Origin of the sequence: Sphingopyxis sp. NFH-91 (assembly GCF_021401285.1) — a bacterium.
GTDB classification, from domain to species: domain Bacteria; phylum Pseudomonadota; class Alphaproteobacteria; order Sphingomonadales; family Sphingomonadaceae; genus Sphingopyxis; species Sphingopyxis terrae_A.
Genome location: NZ_JACBGA010000004.1, coordinates 103,395 through 121,719, shown reverse-complemented (window position 1 = coordinate 121,719; position 18,325 = coordinate 103,395). Strand labels below are relative to the sequence as shown.

The 18,325-nt window shown below is 65.1% G+C and carries 19 protein-coding genes; 7 read left to right on the top strand and 12 right to left on the bottom strand.

Annotation, left to right across the window (positions count from 1 at the left end; all coding sequences use genetic code 11):
* The first annotated feature begins 49 nt into the window (after positions 1-49).
* Genes L0963_RS10810 through L0963_RS10795 form a run of 4 tightly spaced genes read left to right on the top strand, consistent with a single transcriptional unit; the run spans position 50 to position 2,860 of the window.
* Positions 50-781, top strand: a complete 732-nt coding sequence (locus L0963_RS10810; protein WP_062902033.1) for a SufD family Fe-S cluster assembly protein — start codon at positions 50-52, stop codon at positions 779-781.
* 38 nt (positions 782-819) lie between these two features.
* On the top strand, positions 820-2,022 hold the full coding sequence (locus L0963_RS10805; RefSeq protein WP_234179729.1) for an aminotransferase class V-fold PLP-dependent enzyme: 1,203 nt from the start codon (positions 820-822) through the stop codon (positions 2,020-2,022).
* Entirely contained in the window at positions 2,019-2,489 is a 471-nt protein-coding gene (locus L0963_RS10800; protein ID WP_062902032.1) for an SUF system Fe-S cluster assembly protein, read from the top strand. Before L0963_RS10805 ends, L0963_RS10800 begins: the two co-directional genes overlap by 4 nt.
* Positions 2,489-2,860, top strand: coding sequence for a HesB/IscA family protein (locus L0963_RS10795; protein ID WP_058812758.1), 372 nt, complete (start codon positions 2,489-2,491; stop codon positions 2,858-2,860). Before L0963_RS10800 ends, L0963_RS10795 begins: the two co-directional genes overlap by 1 nt.
* A 24-nt stretch (positions 2,861-2,884) precedes the next feature.
* On the opposite strand, the gene L0963_RS10790 is transcribed toward L0963_RS10795, so the two are convergent.
* Together L0963_RS10790 and L0963_RS10785 are read right to left on the bottom strand one after the other, a co-directional pair.
* A complete protein-coding gene (locus L0963_RS10790) occupies positions 2,885-3,601 on the bottom strand; it encodes an extensin-like domain-containing protein (protein WP_234179457.1) in 717 nt (238 codons plus the stop codon).
* A 37-nt stretch (positions 3,602-3,638) separates the two neighbouring features.
* Positions 3,639-5,030, bottom strand: coding sequence for a cytochrome P450 (locus L0963_RS10785; RefSeq protein WP_234179454.1), 1,392 nt, complete (start codon positions 5,028-5,030; stop codon positions 3,639-3,641).
* A gap of 173 nt (positions 5,031-5,203) precedes the next feature.
* Here L0963_RS10785 and L0963_RS10780 point away from each other — a divergent pair, with 173 nt between their 5' ends.
* A complete protein-coding gene (locus L0963_RS10780) occupies positions 5,204-6,112 on the top strand; it encodes a hypothetical protein (RefSeq protein WP_234179452.1) in 909 nt (302 codons plus the stop codon).
* Between the two features lie 24 nt (positions 6,113-6,136).
* On the opposite strand, the gene L0963_RS10775 is transcribed toward L0963_RS10780, so the two are convergent.
* The 9 genes from L0963_RS10775 to L0963_RS10735 form a co-directional block, all read right to left on the bottom strand.
* Positions 6,137-7,456, bottom strand: coding sequence for a dicarboxylate/amino acid:cation symporter (locus L0963_RS10775; RefSeq protein ID WP_062902029.1), 1,320 nt, complete (start codon positions 7,454-7,456; stop codon positions 6,137-6,139).
* Between the two features lie 50 nt (positions 7,457-7,506).
* Positions 7,507-8,859 (bottom strand): dicarboxylate/amino acid:cation symporter, encoded by a 1,353-nt coding sequence (locus L0963_RS10770; protein ID WP_003047950.1) that lies wholly within the window; start codon positions 8,857-8,859, stop codon positions 7,507-7,509.
* Positions 8,860-8,950: 91 nt separating this feature from the next.
* Complete coding sequence (locus L0963_RS10765; protein ID WP_234179450.1) at positions 8,951-10,741, bottom strand: SLC13 family permease; 1,791 nt, start codon at positions 10,739-10,741, stop codon at positions 8,951-8,953.
* Between the two features lie 7 nt (positions 10,742-10,748).
* A complete protein-coding gene (gene aroC, locus L0963_RS10760) occupies positions 10,749-11,825 on the bottom strand; it encodes a chorismate synthase (RefSeq protein WP_234179449.1) in 1,077 nt (358 codons plus the stop codon).
* Positions 11,822-12,196, bottom strand: a complete 375-nt coding sequence (locus tag L0963_RS10755) for a VOC family protein (protein WP_234179448.1) — start codon at positions 12,194-12,196, stop codon at positions 11,822-11,824. Before L0963_RS10755 ends, aroC begins: the two co-directional genes overlap by 4 nt.
* Before the next feature lie 41 nt (positions 12,197-12,237).
* Entirely contained in the window at positions 12,238-12,768 is a 531-nt protein-coding gene (locus tag L0963_RS10750; protein ID WP_234179446.1) for a GNAT family N-acetyltransferase, read from the bottom strand.
* Positions 12,761-13,588 (bottom strand): enoyl-ACP reductase FabI, encoded by an 828-nt coding sequence (gene fabI, locus L0963_RS10745; RefSeq protein WP_234179444.1) that lies wholly within the window; start codon positions 13,586-13,588, stop codon positions 12,761-12,763. The genes L0963_RS10750 and fabI overlap by 8 nt, the downstream gene beginning before the upstream one ends.
* Complete coding sequence (locus L0963_RS10740; RefSeq protein WP_234179441.1) at positions 13,585-14,679, bottom strand: YihY/virulence factor BrkB family protein; 1,095 nt, start codon at positions 14,677-14,679, stop codon at positions 13,585-13,587. The genes fabI and L0963_RS10740 overlap by 4 nt, the downstream gene beginning before the upstream one ends.
* Positions 14,680-14,682: 3 nt before the next feature.
* The gene (locus L0963_RS10735) at positions 14,683-15,615 is read right to left on the bottom strand and encodes a DnaJ C-terminal domain-containing protein (RefSeq protein WP_003047962.1); all 933 of its coding nucleotides are present in this window, start codon (positions 15,613-15,615) and stop codon (positions 14,683-14,685) included.
* Positions 15,616-15,747: 132 nt separating this feature from the next.
* On the opposite strand from L0963_RS10735, the gene pdxH reads away from it, so the two are divergent.
* On the top strand, positions 15,748-16,329 hold the full coding sequence (gene pdxH / locus L0963_RS10730) for a pyridoxamine 5'-phosphate oxidase (protein WP_003047963.1): 582 nt from the start codon (positions 15,748-15,750) through the stop codon (positions 16,327-16,329).
* Positions 16,326-17,141, top strand: a complete 816-nt coding sequence (locus L0963_RS10725; protein ID WP_234179440.1) for a PhzF family phenazine biosynthesis protein — start codon at positions 16,326-16,328, stop codon at positions 17,139-17,141. Before pdxH ends, L0963_RS10725 begins: the two co-directional genes overlap by 4 nt.
* A gap of 18 nt (positions 17,142-17,159) precedes the next feature.
* Here the strand turns inward: L0963_RS10725 and L0963_RS10720 are convergent, their stop codons facing one another.
* Complete coding sequence (locus L0963_RS10720; protein ID WP_062902023.1) at positions 17,160-18,317, bottom strand: serine hydrolase domain-containing protein; 1,158 nt, start codon at positions 18,315-18,317, stop codon at positions 17,160-17,162.
* Positions 18,318-18,325: the final 8 nt, after the last annotated feature.

Below are 18,325 nucleotides of genomic sequence, written 5' to 3'. Positions count from 1 at the left end.
CGTGGACTCCGGATCAAGTCCGGGGTGATGAAGTGTGGGAGGTCGCCGAGTGACGACCACCGCCCTTCCCACCCGGCGCGACGAAGCGTGGCGCTACAGCGACATCGACGCGGTGACCGAGGCGTGGCCGTTGCCCGCGCCCGAAAGCATCATGGTGCCCGCGGGCGGCGACTTCAAGCGTGCGATCGTGCAGGATGCAGGCGCGATCCATCAGATCGAGATGAGCGTCGGCAAGGGCGCGACAGCGTCGCTGCATGTGCTCAACATTGGCGGCGCCTATGGGCGTATCGAACTCGCGGTGACGTTGCACGAGGGCGCCGACTTCAATCTCGGCGCGGCGCAGATCGGCGGGGGTGCACAGACGCTCGAGATCGTCACTACCGTCACCCACGCCCAACCCGGCGCGACGTCGCGGCAAATGGTGCGTTCGGTCCTCGGCGGTACCGCGACGGGCACCTATCTCGGAAAGGTTGCCGTCGCGCGCGACGCGCAGCAGACCGACAGCGAACAGGATGTGAAGGCGATGCTGCTCGAGCGCAGCGCAACCGCCAATGCCAAGCCCGAACTCGAAATCTTCGCCGACGACGTCAAATGTGCGCACGGCTGTGCGATCGGCGAACTCGACGCGATGAGCCTCTATTATCTCCAGTCGCGCGGACTGCCCCCGGCCGAGGCGAAGAAGATCTTGCTGCAGGCTTTCGTGGCTGGCGTTTTCGACGGCGCCGAGGATGAGGAAAAGCTGCAAGCGCTCGCGCTCACGAAATTGGGGGAATTGGTGTGAGCAATCCCTCCTCCCCGTTCGCATCGAGCGAAGTCGAGATGCCCATCGGTCATGCGCGCCCTCAGGGTGTCTCGACTTCGCTCGACACGAACGGGATTAGAAATCAGTTTCCCGGCCTGACGCCCGGCTGGCACTATCTCGACACCGCCGCGACCGCGCAAAAGCCGCAGGCGGTGATCGACGCGACGGTAAACGCGATGGGCCGCGATTATGCGACCGTGCACCGCGGCGTCTATGCGCGCTCGGCCGACATGACGCTCGCCTATGAGGCGGCACGGCGGCGGATCGCAGGGTTCATCGGCGCGAAGGAGGATCAGATCGCCTTCGTGCGCGGCGCGACCGAGGCGATCAATCTGGTCGCTTATTCGCACCCTAAGAAGGGGCGCGTGCTGCTCTCCACGCTCGAGCATCACAGCAATATCGTGCCCTGGCAGCTCGCGGGCTGGCAGGTCGATGTCTGCCCGCTGACCGCCGACGGCTGCATCGACTTGGACGCCGCCGAAAAGCTGCTGATCCCCGATCACACTATGGTCGCCTTTGCCCATGTATCGAACGTGCTCGGCAGCCCGCTCGACGCCGCGCGCGCCGCGGATCTTGCGCATCGCGTCGGTGCCGAACTGCTGATCGATGGGTGCCAGGCCGTGCCGCGCCTGCCTGTCGATGTCGCGGCGCTCGGCTGCGACTATTATGCCTTCTCGGGGCACAAGCTTTACGGACCGACCGGCATCGGCGTGCTGTGGAGCAACAAGCTCGACGCGCTGCCGCCCTGGCAGGGTGGCGGGTCGATGATCGACCGGGTCACGTTCGAAAGGACGACCTACGCACCCGCCCCGACGCGTTTCGAAGCCGGCACGCCCGCGATTGTCGAGGCACTGGGGCTCGCGGCGGCGGTGGATTATGTCGAAGCGATCGGTGTCGAGGCGATCCACGCGCATGAATGTGCGCTGGTCGGCAGTTTGCGCGAGCAGCTCGCCCGCAAGAACAGTATCACGCTGTTCGGCCCCGACAGCAGCGCCGGGATCGTCAGTTTCGCGATGGCGGGGGTTCATCCGCACGACATCGGCACTATCTTGGACGAAAGCGGGGTCGCGATCCGCGCCGGGCATCATTGCGCGCAGCCGCTGATGGCGCATCTGGGCGTACCGGCGACCGCCCGCGCGAGCTTCGGGCTCTACAGCAATGCAGACGATGTGACGGCGCTGGTCGAAGGATTGGCGCGCGTCGAGAGGATTTTCGGATGAGCGAAGAAAACAGCATCAGGATCGAGGAAGTGGAAAGCGTCGCGCCGCCGCCCAAGGCGCGCGTCGAGGATGCCGAAACCGCGCCCGAGAAGCTGGAGCGCAAGCGCGATTATCTGGAGGGCTTTCTGGCCGCCAAGCCCGCCGCGGTCGATCCGCACGGCGTCGGCGGCGACCTGTACGAAGCCGTCGTCGCGGCGCTCAAGGATATTTACGATCCGGAAATTCCGGTGAATATCTATGACCTTGGCCTGATCTACAATGTCGAGATCGACGAAGGCCATGTCGTCGTCACCATGACGTTGACCACCCCGCACTGCCCCGTCGCCGAATCGATGCCTGGCGAGGTCGAGTTGCGCGTCGGCGCGGTGCCCGGCGTCGGCGATGCTGAAGTGAACCTTGTCTGGGATCCGCCCTGGTCGCCCGCCAATATGAGCGACGAGGCGCGGCTCGAATTGGGAATGCTGTGATGACTGAAGCCAAGACACCCGAGAAGACGCGGACAGCCCGCCCCGCCGCCGTCACGCTGACGCCCGGCGCCGAAGCGCGCATCGCAAAGCTGATGGCGGCCGCGCCCGACGGCGCGATCGGGGTCAGGCTGTCGACGCCGCGGCGCGGCTGTTCAGGCCTTGCCTATTCGGTCGACTATGTGACCGAAGAGCAGAAATTCGACGAGAAGATCGAAACGCCCGGCGGCGTGTTTTACATCGACGGCGCATCGGTGCTCTATCTGATCGGCAGCACCATGGACTGGGTAGAGGATGATTTCGCAGCGGGTTTCGTATTCGAGAACCCCAACGCCAAGGGCGCGTGCGGCTGCGGCGAGAGCTTTACGGTCTGACGGTCGATCTTAGGGTCAGGGACCCTAGCGGCAGACCGTCCACCCCGCCGTCCGCGCCGCCATATCGAGGTGGAAATGGTCGGCGTGCGCCCGATTATAATCGGGCGACAGCAGCGTACTGAACAGCCCGCACGACCGATCGCGCACCGCGTGCAGGAAAGCTCCTTTCGCACCGCGATCGTCCCAGTCGGCACGCAGCGCCACACGCGTCCCGTCAGCAAGGATGAAGGCCGAAATGTCGATTGCATTGGCGGTCGAATGTTCGCTTTGCGCCCGTCGCCCGGCAATTTTGCGGCAATTATAGCTGCCCAGATTTTCAAGGCCGACAACCTTCTGTCCGAAATGATCCTGCGCCGCGGGCTGAACCACATCGCGCGTCCATAGCGCCAGCGCCGCGGTCATGGCGCAGCCGGGTGCGGCGTTCGCGGGACGCATCGAGGGGACAAGGCGATTGCCGGCGAGGATCATGCGCTGGCTCGCAAGGCATTGCCCCTCGCCGACCGCAGGGCGCCGCGCGTATCGCTCGCCCGCGCGGTCGAACACCGCAAAACAGGCCTCATCCTCGCCCGCCAGCCGCACGAGCTTACGATGCGTTGCCCAGCCCCTCGGCTGCGCGAGGTCGAAGGGCGCAAAGGGATCATGTTCGGGATGCGCGCGCAGCCACATCATCGCGCGAATTGCAACGATGCTGAGCAAAATCATCACGCAGAAGCGGACAAGGTAGGTGCGGAAAGCTGTCACTACCGCAGGGTGGGGCACCGCGCCCTGCGGAGCAAGATCAGAGCGGGTCGAAGGTGACCGTCAGCCCGTCTTTCGGGCGCGGGATCGGCCACATGTGCCAGTTGGGGGCATAGCCGTCGGCGATACGGATGCGATGCGTCGTCAGCACATGGTGGAAGAAGATTTTCGCCTGCATATAGGCGAAGTGCAGCCCCAGACACATATGCGCGCCGCCGCCGAAAGGAACCCATGCATATTTGTGGCGACCCCGCACCGCTTCGGGCGCGAAGCGCAGCGGGTCGAAGCGTTCGGGGTCCGGCCAATATTCGGCCATCATATGCGTATAGCTCGGGTTGATCCCGACATTGGTGCCGGCGGGAATATGGTAGCCGCCGAATTCGAAATCCCGGAGCGCGCGGCGCGGGATGGCGGGCACCGGCGGGATCAGTCGCAACGCTTCCTTGAACGCCATTTCGGTCAGTTCAAGCTCGCCGAGGCTGTTGTGCCCTACACCCTCGCCCGCCGGCGCGACGGACAGCATTTCGTCGCGCAGCCGGTCCTGCCATTCGGGATGCCGGGCGAGCAGCCAGACGAGCGAGGTGATCGAACTGGTGATGGTGTCATGCGCCGCCATCATCAGGAAGTTCATGTGGTCGACGATCGCCTCGACGCTGAGATACTCGCCGTCATCGTCCTTGGCGTGACAGATTTGGGTGAAAATATCCTCGCCTTCCGATGCCCGGCGTTCGGGCACCAGTCGCGTGAAATAATCGACGAGGAATTTGCGCCCGGCGACCCCGCGGCCCATGGCGGTGAAGGGCATCGGCACGCGTATGATGCCGATCGACGCCTGCACCATGTCGACGAACGCCTTGTTGATCCGTTCCGCCTCCGGCCCCCAGGGGATGCCGAGAAAGCTCGTCGCGGCCAGGTCGAGCGTCAGCTGTTTGATCGCCGGATAGAATTTGAAGCTCTTGCCGCTCCATGCGCCGATGCGGCTGCCGATACCCTCGTTCAGTGCGCCGGCATAATGCCGCATCGGTTCGGGCTTGAAGGCGACCGACAGCGTCTTGCGGTCGGCGCGATGCTTTTCGAAGTCCATCAGCATCAAGCCGCGCGGGAACAGGAGGTTGAGCACCGGCCCCCACCCCTGTTCGGACGAGAAGATCTTTTCGCGATCGAACAGGACAAGCTCGTTCGCTTCGGGCCCGACGAGCGACACGCCGCGGCCGCCGAAGCTTTTGGCGCGATAGACCTTGCCGTGCTGCGCGACCATGCGGTTGGTGAAGCCGACCGGATCCTTGAGCTGCGCCAGCGTCGTGCCGAGCACGGGAATCCCGTCGTCGCCGGGAATATGATCGAGCGCGGTCTCCGCGTTACGCGGCATCCAGTGCGCGGTCTCGGGTCCGAAGCGGCGTTCCGACCATTCGATCGTCGTGGGGGCATTCATCGCGGCAAATCCTTCATTTTGTCCGATGTCGGCGCAGACTATCGGCTTACTGACATTGTTGCAAGTAAGTCTTATTCCGGCGGCGGCGACCATTCACCGCAAATTCAACTCGCTTCGTGCAGTTTCGATTCCGATATGGCGCCTCCATCGCGGCGCCAAGGAAGGATGGCATCATGCCCAACAGCCTCAAAAAGCCCCTCTCTCTCGCGCTCGGCGCTCTCGCCACCGCGACGCTCGGCGGCTGCTACTATGACGGCGATCTCTATGGCCCGAGCTATGCCTCGGCGGGGGTCTGCGCGAACGACTATTATGATTATGATCCCTATGCCTATTCGGACGGCTATGGCTACGACTGTTACGATCCGACCGACTATAGCGGCGGCTTCGTCCAGATCGGTTTCGGCGGCGGCTGGTACGACAATTATTATTACCCCGGCTACGGCATGTGGATGTTCGACAATTATCGCAACCGCTACCCGCTGCGCGGCCAGTATCTGAACTATTGGGGCGGGCGCCGCGCCTGGTGGAAGCATCGCGGCGACCGCGGCGACGGCCACTGGCAAGGCCGCCCGCCGTCGAGCGGCGGCGATCACGGTGGACGCCCCCATCGCCCCGGCGGTTGGCAGGGGCATGATCGGGACGGCGACGGCCAGCATGGCCAGCATGGGACGCGCCCGCCCGGCGGTCGGCCCGGCGCCGGTACCCCGCCGACCAGCGGCAACCCCGGACGCCCCGATCGCGGTCCGGGCGTCATCCGCCCGCGTCCGCCGGTGGGCAGCCCCCCGACGACAGAGCCTGGCGATCAATTCACTGTACCGCGGCGCCCCGCGGGTGGCCCGGGTGTAATCCGCACGCGACCGGCGCCTACGGGCGAATGGACAGGAAGCAGGCAACGCTCGTCTCCGGTTGTGACCGCGCCGCCTGCCAACCGCACGACCCCGGCTCCGCAGCGACCTTCACCTGCCTTGCGGACGCCGCCCCCGCGGCCGCCTGCGGTAAGCGCACCGCCGCCGACGCGTCCCACAGGCGATGCACCGCGCCGGAGCCGTGGCGACCGGTCCGGACACGTTCGCGAAAACTGACCGATGCCGGGCTGCCGGCCCCGATCAGGCGGGTGATGGCCGCGCTTCGTCCTTCGTGCCCGCCGACACCACGGTCGCCGCAACGAGGTCGCCGATCACGTTGAGCGTCGTGCGGCACATGTCGAGGAAGCGGTCCACGCCGAGCACGAGGCCGATCCCTTCGGGCGGCACCCCGACCGAGGCGAGGATGAGCGCGATCACCGGCAGCGACCCCGCCGGTACCCCCGCGGTGCCGATACCGCCGAGGATGCAGACGAGCATCACCATCAGCTGCTGCTGAAGTGTCAGGTCGATGCCGAAGAATTGCGCAAGAAAGATCACGGTCACGCCTTCGAACATGGCGGTGCCGTTCTGGTTTGCGGTAGCGCCGAGCGTCAGCACGAAGCGCGCCACTTGGTCGGGCAGGCGCAGCCGGTCGTGCGCAACGCGCAGCGCGGTGGGCAGCGTCGCGTTCGACGACGATGTCGCGAACGCCATCACGAACGCTTCCTGCGTCTGACGGAAGAAGGCCGTCGGCGACTTGTTCGCAAGCAGCCGCAACATCACCGGAAAGACGATGAACATCTGGAGCCCGAGCGCCAGCAGCACGACCCCGACATAAGCCGACAGGCGCACCATCAGATCCCAGCCGAACTGGGCGGCAAGATTGAACATGAAACAGAAGATGGCGATCGGTGCGAGCCGGATGACGAGGCCGATCAGCTTCATCGACACTTCGAACACGCCCTCGATCGCGGTCTTGAGGGCCGCCGTCTGCGGCGTCCGGACGAGCATCAGGCCAATACCGAAAAAGAGTGCGAAGAACATCACGGCGAGCACATCATTCTCGCTCATCGCGCCGATGAAATTGCTCGGCACGATCGCAACGAGCGCATCCATCCCCAACTTCGCCTCGCCCGCGCGGTCGGTAATCGCCCTGGCGCCTTCGGCGCCCTCGGCGATCAGATTCCGGGCCAGCGCCGGATCGACCCCCGCCCCGGGCTGGATTAGATTGACGAGCAGCAGGCTGATCGCGACGGCAATCGACGAGACGACGACCGTGTAGAGCAGCGTCCGGATGCCCACCGATTTCAACGCCCGCATCTCGCCCATTTCGGCGACACCAACGATCAGCGCCGACACCAGCAGCGGGATCACGAGCATGAACAGCAGGCGCAGGAAAATCTGGCCGATCGGACCGGTGACGTAAGTCGTTGCACTGTCGACCCAGCCGGCGCCCGCCGCACCATAATGGGCGGCAAGTCCGGCGATCAGGCCACCGACGAAACCGAACAGCATACGCCATTGCAATTGCTTGGCGCGCGCCTCCTCATCCCCGCCGGGCGGGGCTTTGGTTTCGGTCATGGCTCAGCTCCTTGCGCGCCCGTGGGTGGGAGCGGCCGAAAAGCTGGGCGTCAGGCGCGGTCGGCCGGGGGCGTGGTCCTATCCTCGACCATATCTTCCTGAAGGTCCAGCCCCCGCATCCCGTGATGCGACGTATGCGCCGGTGCATGCGGACGGTCGTCGAACGCCGGATCCTCGACCTCCAGCATGCCTTCCCATTTGGTGATGACGCTGGTCGCCACCGCATTGCCGACGACGTTGGTCGCGGTGCGCCCCATGTCGAGGAACTGGTCGATCGCGAAGACGAGCGCGACGCCCTCGACCGGAAGGTCGAACATGGCGAGCGTCGCGGTGATGACGACCAGGCTGGCGCGCGGCACTGCCGCAATGCCCTTCGACGACACCATCAGGGTCAGCAGGATCAGGATCTGCGTCGTGATCGACAGTTCGATGCCATAGGCCTGCGCGATGAAGATGGTCGCGAAGCTTGCGTACATCATCGACCCGTCGAGGTTGAAGCTGTAACCGAGCGGCAGCACGAAGCCCGAGATGCGGCGCGGCACCCCGAAGCGGTCGAGCTGTTCGAACAGCTTCGGCATCGCGGCTTCGGACGAGGCGGTCGAGAAGGCGATCAGGATCGGTTCGCGGATATAACGGATCAGTTCGACGATCCGCTTGCCGAGGAAGATCGCCCCGATGCCGAGCAACAGCGCCCACAGTACGACGAGCGACATGTAGAATTCGGTGAGCAGTTCGGCGTAGGTCGCAAGGATGCCGAGCCCATATTGTGCTACCACCTTGGCGAGCGCACCGAACACCGCGAGCGGCGCGAGGCGCATGACATAGCCGGTGATCTGGAGCATCAGCTCGGCGAGCGCCTCGGCCCCGCGGACGAGCGGCGCGCCCTTCTCGCCGATCGCCGACAGGCCAACGCCCGCGAACAGCGCAAAGACCAGAATCTGGAGGACGTTATTTTCGCCCATTGCGGCGACGATATTCTTGGGGAAAATATGTTCGACAAATTCGAACAGGTCGAGTTTCTTGACCTCGCCGACTTCGGCCGCCGAATGGGCGCCGACGGTCAGATGCAGCCCGGCGCCCGGTTCGAGCACATTGACCATGATCAGGCCGAGGCTGATCGAGATCAGGCTGGCGATGATGAACCACGAAATGGCGCGGACCCCGATGCGGCCGAGCGCCGAGCTGTCGCCCATATGCGCGATCCCCGCGATCAGCGTGCCTAGGATCAGCGGCGCAACCAGCATCTTGATCAGATTGAGGAAAATATTGGCGAGCATCGAAAAGCCGCGCAGCCAATTATCGAAGGCCTCGCTGCCCGCGGGCACCATAACGCGCACCAGATAGCCGGCGACGACCCCCAGAACCATGCCGATCAAAATGTAGATTGTGAGGCGTTTCGCCATCAATTCGCTCCCCTGTTCCGGTCCCCGCCGAATGTAAATGGGGGGCCTAACAGCCCGCTGCCCGCGGAGCAATTGCCAGAATCTTCAGAGCCTACACAAGAAAAGTAATGGCTGCGCAGGTCGCGGCGCCGACGGCAAGCGTCAGCGGAATGCCCGCGCGGAAAAAATCGATGAAGCGGTAATTGCCCGCCGCATAGACCAGCGTGTTCGTCTGATAGCCGATCGGTGTGGCGAAGCTGGCCGATGCGGCAAACATGACCGCGATCACCAGCGGATAGGGATCGACCCCCAATTGCCGCGCCACCGCGATCGCCAGCGGCGTCACCAGAATGGCGACCGCGTTGTTGGTGACGATTTCGGTGAGCAGCACCGACAGGATATAGGTCGCAACGACCAGCCCCCACGGCGGTACGCTGCGCAGCAACGGCGTCAGTTCGCCGACGACCAGTTCGACGCTACCCGAATTTTCGAGCGCCAGCCCGACCGCGAGCATCGCGAAGATCAGGACAAGGACATTGCCATCGATCGAATCCCACGCCTCGTCGGCGTCGATGCAGCGCGTCACCAAGATCAGCCCGACCCCGATGATCGCGGCGACGCCGATGTCCATGACATTGAAGGTCGCCAGCAGGATGACGCCGACGAGCGCGCCGATGGCGATCGGCGCCTTGTTGCGGCGAAACTCGCGCTCGCTGGTCGAGCCGACGCCATAGAGGTGCGGATGGCCGTAGAGCTGTTCGATCTGGTCCGCCGGCCCCGTTACCAGCACGCGATCGATCGCCTGAACGCGCGCATTGGGGAGGTCGGGGCCCGGCGTCTTGCGAAAGCGCGCCATGCCGAGGATGCGGACCTTAAGCGACGAGAGAAAGGGTATTTCGATCAGCCGGCGACCGATCGCCGGGTGGCTGGGGGCGATCATCGCCTCGACGATCGCCTCGTCATTCTGGTCGGCATTGTCGTGCCCGGCGGTCAGGCCGATAGCGACATTCTTGTTCGCGCGCAGCGACAGGAGTTCGGCAAGCTCAAGCCGCAGGACGAGGCGGTCGTCGGGCTCCAATATATCGTCGGCAAGGTTCGACCGGCGCAGCGTCGCACCGCGCTTCATCGCGACGAGCTTCACATTGGCGCGCTTGACGAAGGGCACGTCGCCGACACGCCGCCCGACCAGATTGCCGTCCTTCAGGATGCGCACTTCGGAGAGGAAGGTGCGATGTTCCTGGCTGAGCGCGATCTGCGACGGTGAATCGTCGGGCAGAAAGCGGCGCGCGATCAGCAGCAGCGCCAGCGTCCCCGCTACCCCCGCAACGAGCCCGACCGGGGTGATGGTGAAGATGCCGAAGCGATCGAGGCCATAATCCTGTGCCACCGCGGCGACGAGCAGGTTGGTCGAGGTGCCGATGAGCGTCGTCGTGCCGCCGAGGATGCAGACGAAGGACAGCGGCATCAGCAGCCGCTTGGCGCTGATCCCCAGCGCGCTCGCCAGCTTGAGCATGATCGGGATCATCACGACCACGACCGGCGTGTTGTTGAGGAAGGCCGAGGCGACATAGACGCCGAAGAACATCTCCGCGAGCGCCAGCTTCGGGTGTCGCTGCGCCCGGGCGATGATGCGGTTCGCGATCGCGTCGAGCGTGCCGGTGCGCAGCAAGGCGCCCGATAGGATGAACATCGCGCCAATCGTCACCGGCGCCGAATTGGAAAAGACCGAAAAAAGATCCTTGCCCGACAGGATGCCGAGGAAGAGGAAGGTGCAGGTCCCGAGGATCGCGACGACGGTCGCCGGGAAGCGCTCCATCACGAAGCCGACGAACATCAGGGCGAGCACGACAAGGCCGATGATCGCCTGATGCTGGGCGATAAAGGCCTGCGCCGCGGCGATCATTCGGCGACTATCCGCACTGCGCGCGCTGGAGCAGCTTGTGGTCGGCGAGGACGAGCGCCATCATCGCTTCGACCACCGGCGCACCGCGGATACCCACGCAGGGATCGTGGCGCCCCTTGGTGACGATGTCGGTCGCCTCGCCCGCCTTGTTCACCGTAGGCACAGGGGTCAGGATCGAACTGGTCGGCTTGAAGGCGACGCGCACCACGACGGGTTGGCCGGTCGAGATGCCGCCCGCAATGCCGCCGGCATTGTTCGAGAGGAAATCGGGGCGGTTGCTGCCGTCGCTCGCGGGGCGCATCGGATCGGCATTTTCCTCGCCGCGCAGCCGCGCCGCGCCGAAGCCCGCACCGATTTCGACGCCCTTGACGGCATTGATACCCATCATCGCAGAGGCGAGGTCGGCATCGAGCTTGGCATAGATGGGCGCGCCCCAGCCGGCGGGAACGCCGCTCGCGGCACATTCGATTACCGCGCCGAGCGAACTGCCCGACTTGCGCGCGGCGTCCATCAGCCCTTCCCAGCGCTGCGCCGCGGCCGGGTCGGGACAGAAAAAGGGATTGCGATCAATCTCTTCGAGATCGAAGTTCGCCGGGTCGATCGCATCGCCGCCGATTTCGGCGACCCACGCATGGATCTGCACCTCGGGCAGGATCAGCCGCGCGACCCCGCCGGCCGCGACGCGCGCGGCGGTCTCACGCGCGCTCGACCGGCCACCGCCGCGATAGTCGCGGATGCCATATTTGGCGTCATAGGCATAATCGCCGTGGCCGGGGCGATAGGCCTGGGCAATCTCCCCATAATCCTTCGACCGCTGGTCGACATTCTCGATCATCAGGCTGATCGGGGTGCCGGTCGTCTTGCCCTCGAACACCCCCGACAGGATGCGCACCTGATCGGGCTCCTGCCGCTGCGTCGTGTGCCGCGACTGGCCCGGGCGGCGCTTGTCGAGCCAAGGCTGAAGATCGGCTTCAGACAGCGCGAGGCGCGGCGGACAGCCATCGACCACCGCGCCGAGCGCCGGCCCGTGGCTTTCGCCCCAGGTGGTGAAGCGCAGAACGCGACCGAAGCTGTTGAAACTCATGTGCGCGGCGTCCTGTCCATGAACTCGATGCGGTTGCCGAAGGGATCTTCGGTGAAAAAACGGTAACGCCCCTCGACGGAGCTGTCATCCTTCGTCGGATGACCATGCGCCTCGACCCGTGCGCGCAACGCGTCGAGCGCGTCGGTGGCGAGCGCGACATGCGCCTTTCTGGCAGGCCGGAAATCGCCCTCGACCCCCAGATGCAATTGCCGGTCGCCGAGCGCGAACCAGCAGCCGCCGCGCGCCGCCATGTCGGCGGGCTTGGGCAGTTCGGCGAGGCCCAATAGCGCGCCGTAAAAGGCGCGCGCCTGCGCTTCGCCGCCCATCGGCATGGCGATCTGGACATGATCGAGGGCGAGCGCGAAATCCATGCCCCGCCGATGGCGGGAATCGCGCCGCAATTCAAGCGCGCTCAGCCCATCCGCGCAAAGGCAGGGGCATAATCGGCCCGGCCCGCGACCGGCCAGACGGCCGCCGGATCGAGCATCATCGCCATCAGATGCTCGCCCGCGAACGGCGACGCGAAGCGCGCCGCAAGATCGGCGGAAAAGCCAAAGCGCGTGTAGTAGGCCGGATCGCCAAGCACGACGCACAACGCGATCTCCTGATCGCGCAGCGCCGCCAGCCCCTCGCGGATCAACATGCCGCCAACGACCTGCCCCTGCCAATCGGGAAGCACGGCCACCGGCGCGAGTCCGGCCGCAGCAAGAGGCCGGCCGTCCGCGACCGCACTCATGCGACTGAAGAGGATATGCCCGGCGACCGTACCGGCGCACTCGGCAACGAGCGAAACAAGCGCATCGCCATCGGCCTCAACCAGCGCTACAAGTTCGGCCTCACCCTGATAGCCAAAGTCTGTTGCGGCGAAAGCTGCGCGATGCACCGCCGCGATTGCCGCCGCGTCCGTCGCACGGGCGCGGCGGACCACGATCGCATCAGGCAAGCGCGATATCCGGCGCGTCTTCCTGCTTCATCCCGACGGTGTGGTAGCCCGCATCGACATGGTGCGTTTCACCGGTGACGCCGCCCGACAGGTCGCTCAGCAGATAAAGCGCCGAACCGCCGACATCGTCGATCGTGACGTTGCGGCGCAGCGGGGCATTATATTCATTCCACTTCAGGATCAGACGGAAATCGCCGATGCCCGACGCCGCAAGCGTCTTGATCGGCCCTGCGGAGATCGCGTTGACGCGGACGCCCTGCGGGCCATAGTCGTTGGCGAGATATTTGACGCTGGTTTCGAGCGCCGACTTCGCCACACCCATGACATTGTAATGCGGGATGACCTTCTCGGCGCCATAATAGCTGAGGGTCAGCAGCGAACCGCCGCCTTCGCCCGTGTCGGGATCGAAAGGCGTCATCATCGCCGCCGCGCGCTTGGCGACAGCGGTGAAGCTGTAGACGCTGATGTTCATCGTCATCAGGAAGTCGTCGAGCGTGACATCGGCATAATGGCCGCGCAGCGCCTCCTTGTTGGTATAGCCGATCGCGTGGACGACGAAGTCGATCGTCGGCCAGCGCGCCGCGAGCGTCGCAAAGGCCGCGTCGAGATTGTCCATGTCGGACACGTCGCAATCGATCAGGAAATCGCAGCCGAGTTCGTCGGCGAGCGGCTTGACCCGCTTGAGCATCACGTCGCCCTGATAGGAGATCGCCAGCTCGGCGCCGTGCGCGTGCAGTGCCTTCGCAATACCCCATGCGAGCGATTTGTCGTTCGCGAGGCCCATGATCAGCCCGCGTTTGCCCTTCATCAGACCCGTCATTTAACTTCTCCGGCCTTTTTCTCTTCGACTTTATCTTCGACTATGATGTCGTCCACGCGCCCAATAGCGTCATGACCCAAATCCTCAACCTCTACCAAGGCTGCATTGAGTTCGGCGCCGATCACCATACCCAATCCGACGAGGTAGAAAAAGAACAGCGCGATCATGACGCCGGCAAGGCTGCCGTAGGTCGCGTCATAGCGGAACAGGCTGGCGAGCAAAGGCGGAAGCGCCAGGGTGACCGCCATCCACCACAGGGTGGTGAAGAGCGCGCCGGGCCATTTGGGAAATTGTCGCCCGCGATATTTCGACGGCGTCAGCGACAGGAAGAGAAAATAGATGGCGGCGAACAGCCCCAGCCCCGATACGCCGCGCGAAATGGCGACGACGCCCGCCGACTGATAGGCAGAGGGCAGGACGCGCTCGACGAACTGTTCGATGCCAACGATCAGCACCTGCATGCTGAACGAGATCAGCATCAGCACGACCGCGCCGGTGACGATGCCGATCGACACCAGCCGATAGTGGAAAAAGCCCTTGGAAAAATGAGTGCCATATGCGCGGCGCAAGATGTCGCGGATCGTTTCGATCAGGCTGCCGACGGTCCACAGCGCGACGAGCGCGCCGAGCCAGAGGAAAATGCCCGTCCGCGCGCTCATTACCTCGGCGATCGGCCCCGCGAGCGCGCGCGCAACCGATGGCGGCATCGTCGAAAAGACCGCTTCGATCGCCCGCTCGCTGCCATAAGCGCCGCCCACGAGACTGAGCACCGCAGCGAGCAGGATGAAGAAGGGAAAGAGCGCGATCAGCGCAAGATAGGCAAGATTTCCGGCGTGGATGAACCCGTCGGTGTATGTGCCGACCACCACCCGGCGCGCGACGCGAAAGATACGCGTCCCGGGGCCGAGCGTTTCGCGTCCGCGTTCGATGACGCCCTGCGCCCGCCCGCGAAGGTGCATGCGCTTGGCGCGCTCGGCGCGTGCCTCGGGCGAATGGGGCGAGTGGCCTTCGGCCAGAAATTCCCTGCCGACCTCTTCGGCGACCTGACGTTCGAGCGCTGCGGCGTCTTGCTGCCCGGGACGTTCAACCACACATCACACGCCAAGATCGGCCCGCACCGGCCGCGTATCGGTCCAACCTTCGAGCGCCTTTTCGAGCGCCGTGTCGCCCGAAGGAATGTCCACCATCAACCGGACGAGCTGGTCGCCGCGGCCGCCGCCCTTGCTGCTGAACCCCTTGCCCTTGAGGCGCATCACCTTGCCCGACGAGGAACCCGCTGGGATCGACAACATCACCGGTCCGTCGACGGTCGGCACCTTGATCTTCGCGCCCTTGACCGCTTCGTTCAGCGTGATCGGCAAGTCGAGCCGGATATTGTCGCCATCGCGTTCGTAGAAGGGATGATCCTTGACGCTGATAGTTACGATGCCGTCGCCATTGCCCCCGGGCCCCGGCTGCCCCTTGCCCGCGAGGCGCATCTGCGTTCCGGTTTCGACCCCGGCCGGCAGCTTGAGGTCGATCGTCTTGCCGTCGGCAAGCGTAATCCGCTGCATCGCCTGGGTCGCCGCGTCGACGAACGAAACGCTCAGCCGATAGGCGACATTGGCGCCTTTTTGCGGCGGTGCGCTGCGTCCCCCGCCGAAACCAAATCCGCCGCCACCACCGCGACCGCCGAACAGGCCTTCGAATATGTCGCCGAAGTCGGCGCCCTCGCCACCAAAACCGCCGAAGCCCCCCTGCGGCCCGCCGCGCGGGTCGCCCCGAAAGCCGCCGCCGCCACCTCCGAAACCGAACGGCATGGCGGGATTGCCCTCTGCATCGATTTCGCCGCGATCGAACTGCGCGCGCTTTTCCTTGTCGGACAACAGGTCATAGGCTTTGGTGACGTCGGAGAATTTCTCCGACGCCTTCGGATTTTCCTTGTTCCGGTCGGGATGCAGCTCTTTTGCAAGCTTGCGATAAGCGGATTTGATTTCCGCTTCGCTCGCGTTTTTCGCCACGCCGAGGGTGGAATAGGGATCTGCCATCTGTCTCCTGTAGCCCGATAAGTGACTGGCCGTGAAGGGCCGATTGCGAGCCATGTGGTAATGGCCGCGCAGAGGGTCAAGTTCCCGACGCTTTTGCTCGACCAGAGGCGCGACGCGGAGTATTGAGCCGGCATGACGACGACCGATCCTTTCGCGCTATTCGACCTATGGTATGGCGAGGCACGCGCGAGTGAACCCAATGACAGCAATGCGATGGCGCTGGCGACCGCGACGGCGGACGGCCATCCGTCGGTGCGGATGGTCCTGCTGAAAGGGCATGGCCCCGACGGGTTCGTCTTCTACACCAATCTCGACAGCCGCAAGGGCGGCGAACTTGCGGCGAACCCGCATGTCGCACTGCTCTTTCACTGGAAGTCGCTGCGCCGACAGATTCGCATCGAAGGCCCGGTATCGACCGTCGACGACGCAACCGCCGATGCCTATTTCGCGACGCGCAGCCGCGACAGCCAGCTCGGCGCCTGGGCCAGCCAGCAGTCGCGTCCGCTCGACGCGCGTGAAAGCTTCGAAAGCCGCTTTGCCGAAATGCAGGCGCGCTTCGAAGGACAGGACGTGCCGCGTCCGCCACGCTGGTCGGGCTGGCGCGTGACGCCCGAGCGAATCGAATTCTGGCAGGACCGGGCGCATCGCCTGCACGAACGCACGTTGTTCGTGCGCGCGGGCGATGGCTGGACGAGCGGACTGCTCTACCCATGAGCTGGCGCCGCCTGCCGATCACGCGCGTCGACGCCTTTGCCGAGCGGGCGTTCGAGGGAAATCCGGCGGCCGTCATGCCGCTTGATGAGTGGATGAGCTACGCGATGCTTCAGGCGATCGCGGCGGAGAATAATCTGTCCGAAACCGCCTTCGTCGTTCCCGACGAAACGAGCGAGGCCGATTACGAACTGCGCTGGTTCACGCCCAAGCAAGAGGTCGCGCTGTGCGGCCACGCGACGCTGGCGAGCGGACATGTGCTGCTGACCACCGCCCAGTGGCGCGGCGACATGCGTTTTCGCACGCGCCACGCGGGCATCCTCGTTGTCGCGCGCGATGACGAGGACGGATATCGCATGCGCCTGCCCGCCTATCGCCCCGAACCCAAGCCGCTGGCGAAGATCGCGGCCGCGGTCGGCGGGTCGCCGGTCGAAACGCTGTGGCATGAGGGGCGCTATGCGCTGCTCGTCTATGCCGATCCGCGCGAGGTGCGCGCGCTGGCGCCCGACATGGCGGCGCTCAAGGCGCTGGGCGACGTACAGGCGATCGCCACCGCCGACGGCGCGGGCGACCCAGCAGGCGCCGATGTCGTGAGCCGCGTGTTCGTGCCAAGCGCGGGGATCGATGAAGATCCCGTCACCGGGTCGGCGCACTGCGTCCTTACCCCTTATTGGACGCGCCGACTGGCGCGCGACCGCTTTACCGCCTGGCAGGCGAGCGAGCGCGGCGGGCGAGTCGGCTGTCATATCGACGGCGATCAGGTCGAGCTTTCGGGTCGCTGCGTCACGACGCTGACCGGCGAATTCCTGCTCTGACGATCGCGGCGTAGCGCCTTAGAGCGCGGCAGTCAGATCGGCGAGATGGCGGCGGAGCGCCGGGAACTGCTTGTCCTTCGTTATGCCGAGCCGCACCATCGTGATCCGCTGCGACGGCGACACGATGATATATTGCCCCTGATGCCCGATGCAGGCGAACAGGTCGTTCGGCCCGCGATCGGGCCATAGCGCTGCCCCCACGCCCGCGGGCCGCGCGCGATTGAGCCAGATGTGCCCGCCATAGCCGGCATCGTTGGGCGACGGCGTCAGCATGAAGCGCATCCAGGTTTCGGGGAGCAGGCGCTGGCCGTTCGCAACACCATGATTGCGCAGGAATTCGCCGAACTTCGCATAGTCGCGTGCGGTCGCGTGCATGATCGATCCGCCGACCATCGTGCCATGCGCATCGAATTCGGGGGTCAGGCTGGTCATCCCCAGCGGCTCGGTCAAACGGCCGTGAATGAAATCGAGCATCGCGTCGCGCCGCGCGTCGGGGTTCGAGGACGGGGTCAGTGCATCGGTCAGGATATCGGCAAGGATGACGCTGGTCGCCGAACTATAGTTGAAGACTTCACCCGGTTTGGCGATAGCGGGCTTGCCCTCGGCAAAGGCGGCCATATCCTGCGCGCCCTTGCCGAACAACATGTCGACCGTGTCGCCGCGCCACACCGGGTCGCCTTCCTCGACATGCTCAAGGCCCGATGACATGTGCAACAGATCCCTGAGCGCGATCGTGCCGCGCGGATCGCCGCTGCGTTGCCACGCCGCGACTGGCGCCGGGCCATCGAGCGACAATTGGCCGTCGGCGACCAGAAAACCGGTCAGCACCGCGGTGATGCTCTTGGCCATCGACCAGCTGATAAGCTTGGTATCGGGGCCGAAGCCGGCGCCATAGCGTTCGTAGATTGGCTTGCCGTCGCGCAGGACCAACAGCGCGCGCGTCTCGCCGACATCGCCGGCATCGTCGAACAGCGCATCGGCCTTCGCCTTCACCACCGGATCGAGCGCCGGGAGCGCGGGCGACGCAGCGACCGGCACGACATCGTCGATCGACGCGCCCAGCCGCGGTGCTGGTGCGGGCGGCGCCATGCTGCCCTGACCGGCGGCGTGCGTCAGCGACCAGCCACCCAGAAGCGCGAGCGCGGCACTTGCCAGCAAGAGTTTTTTCGTGATCATGGCCGCCC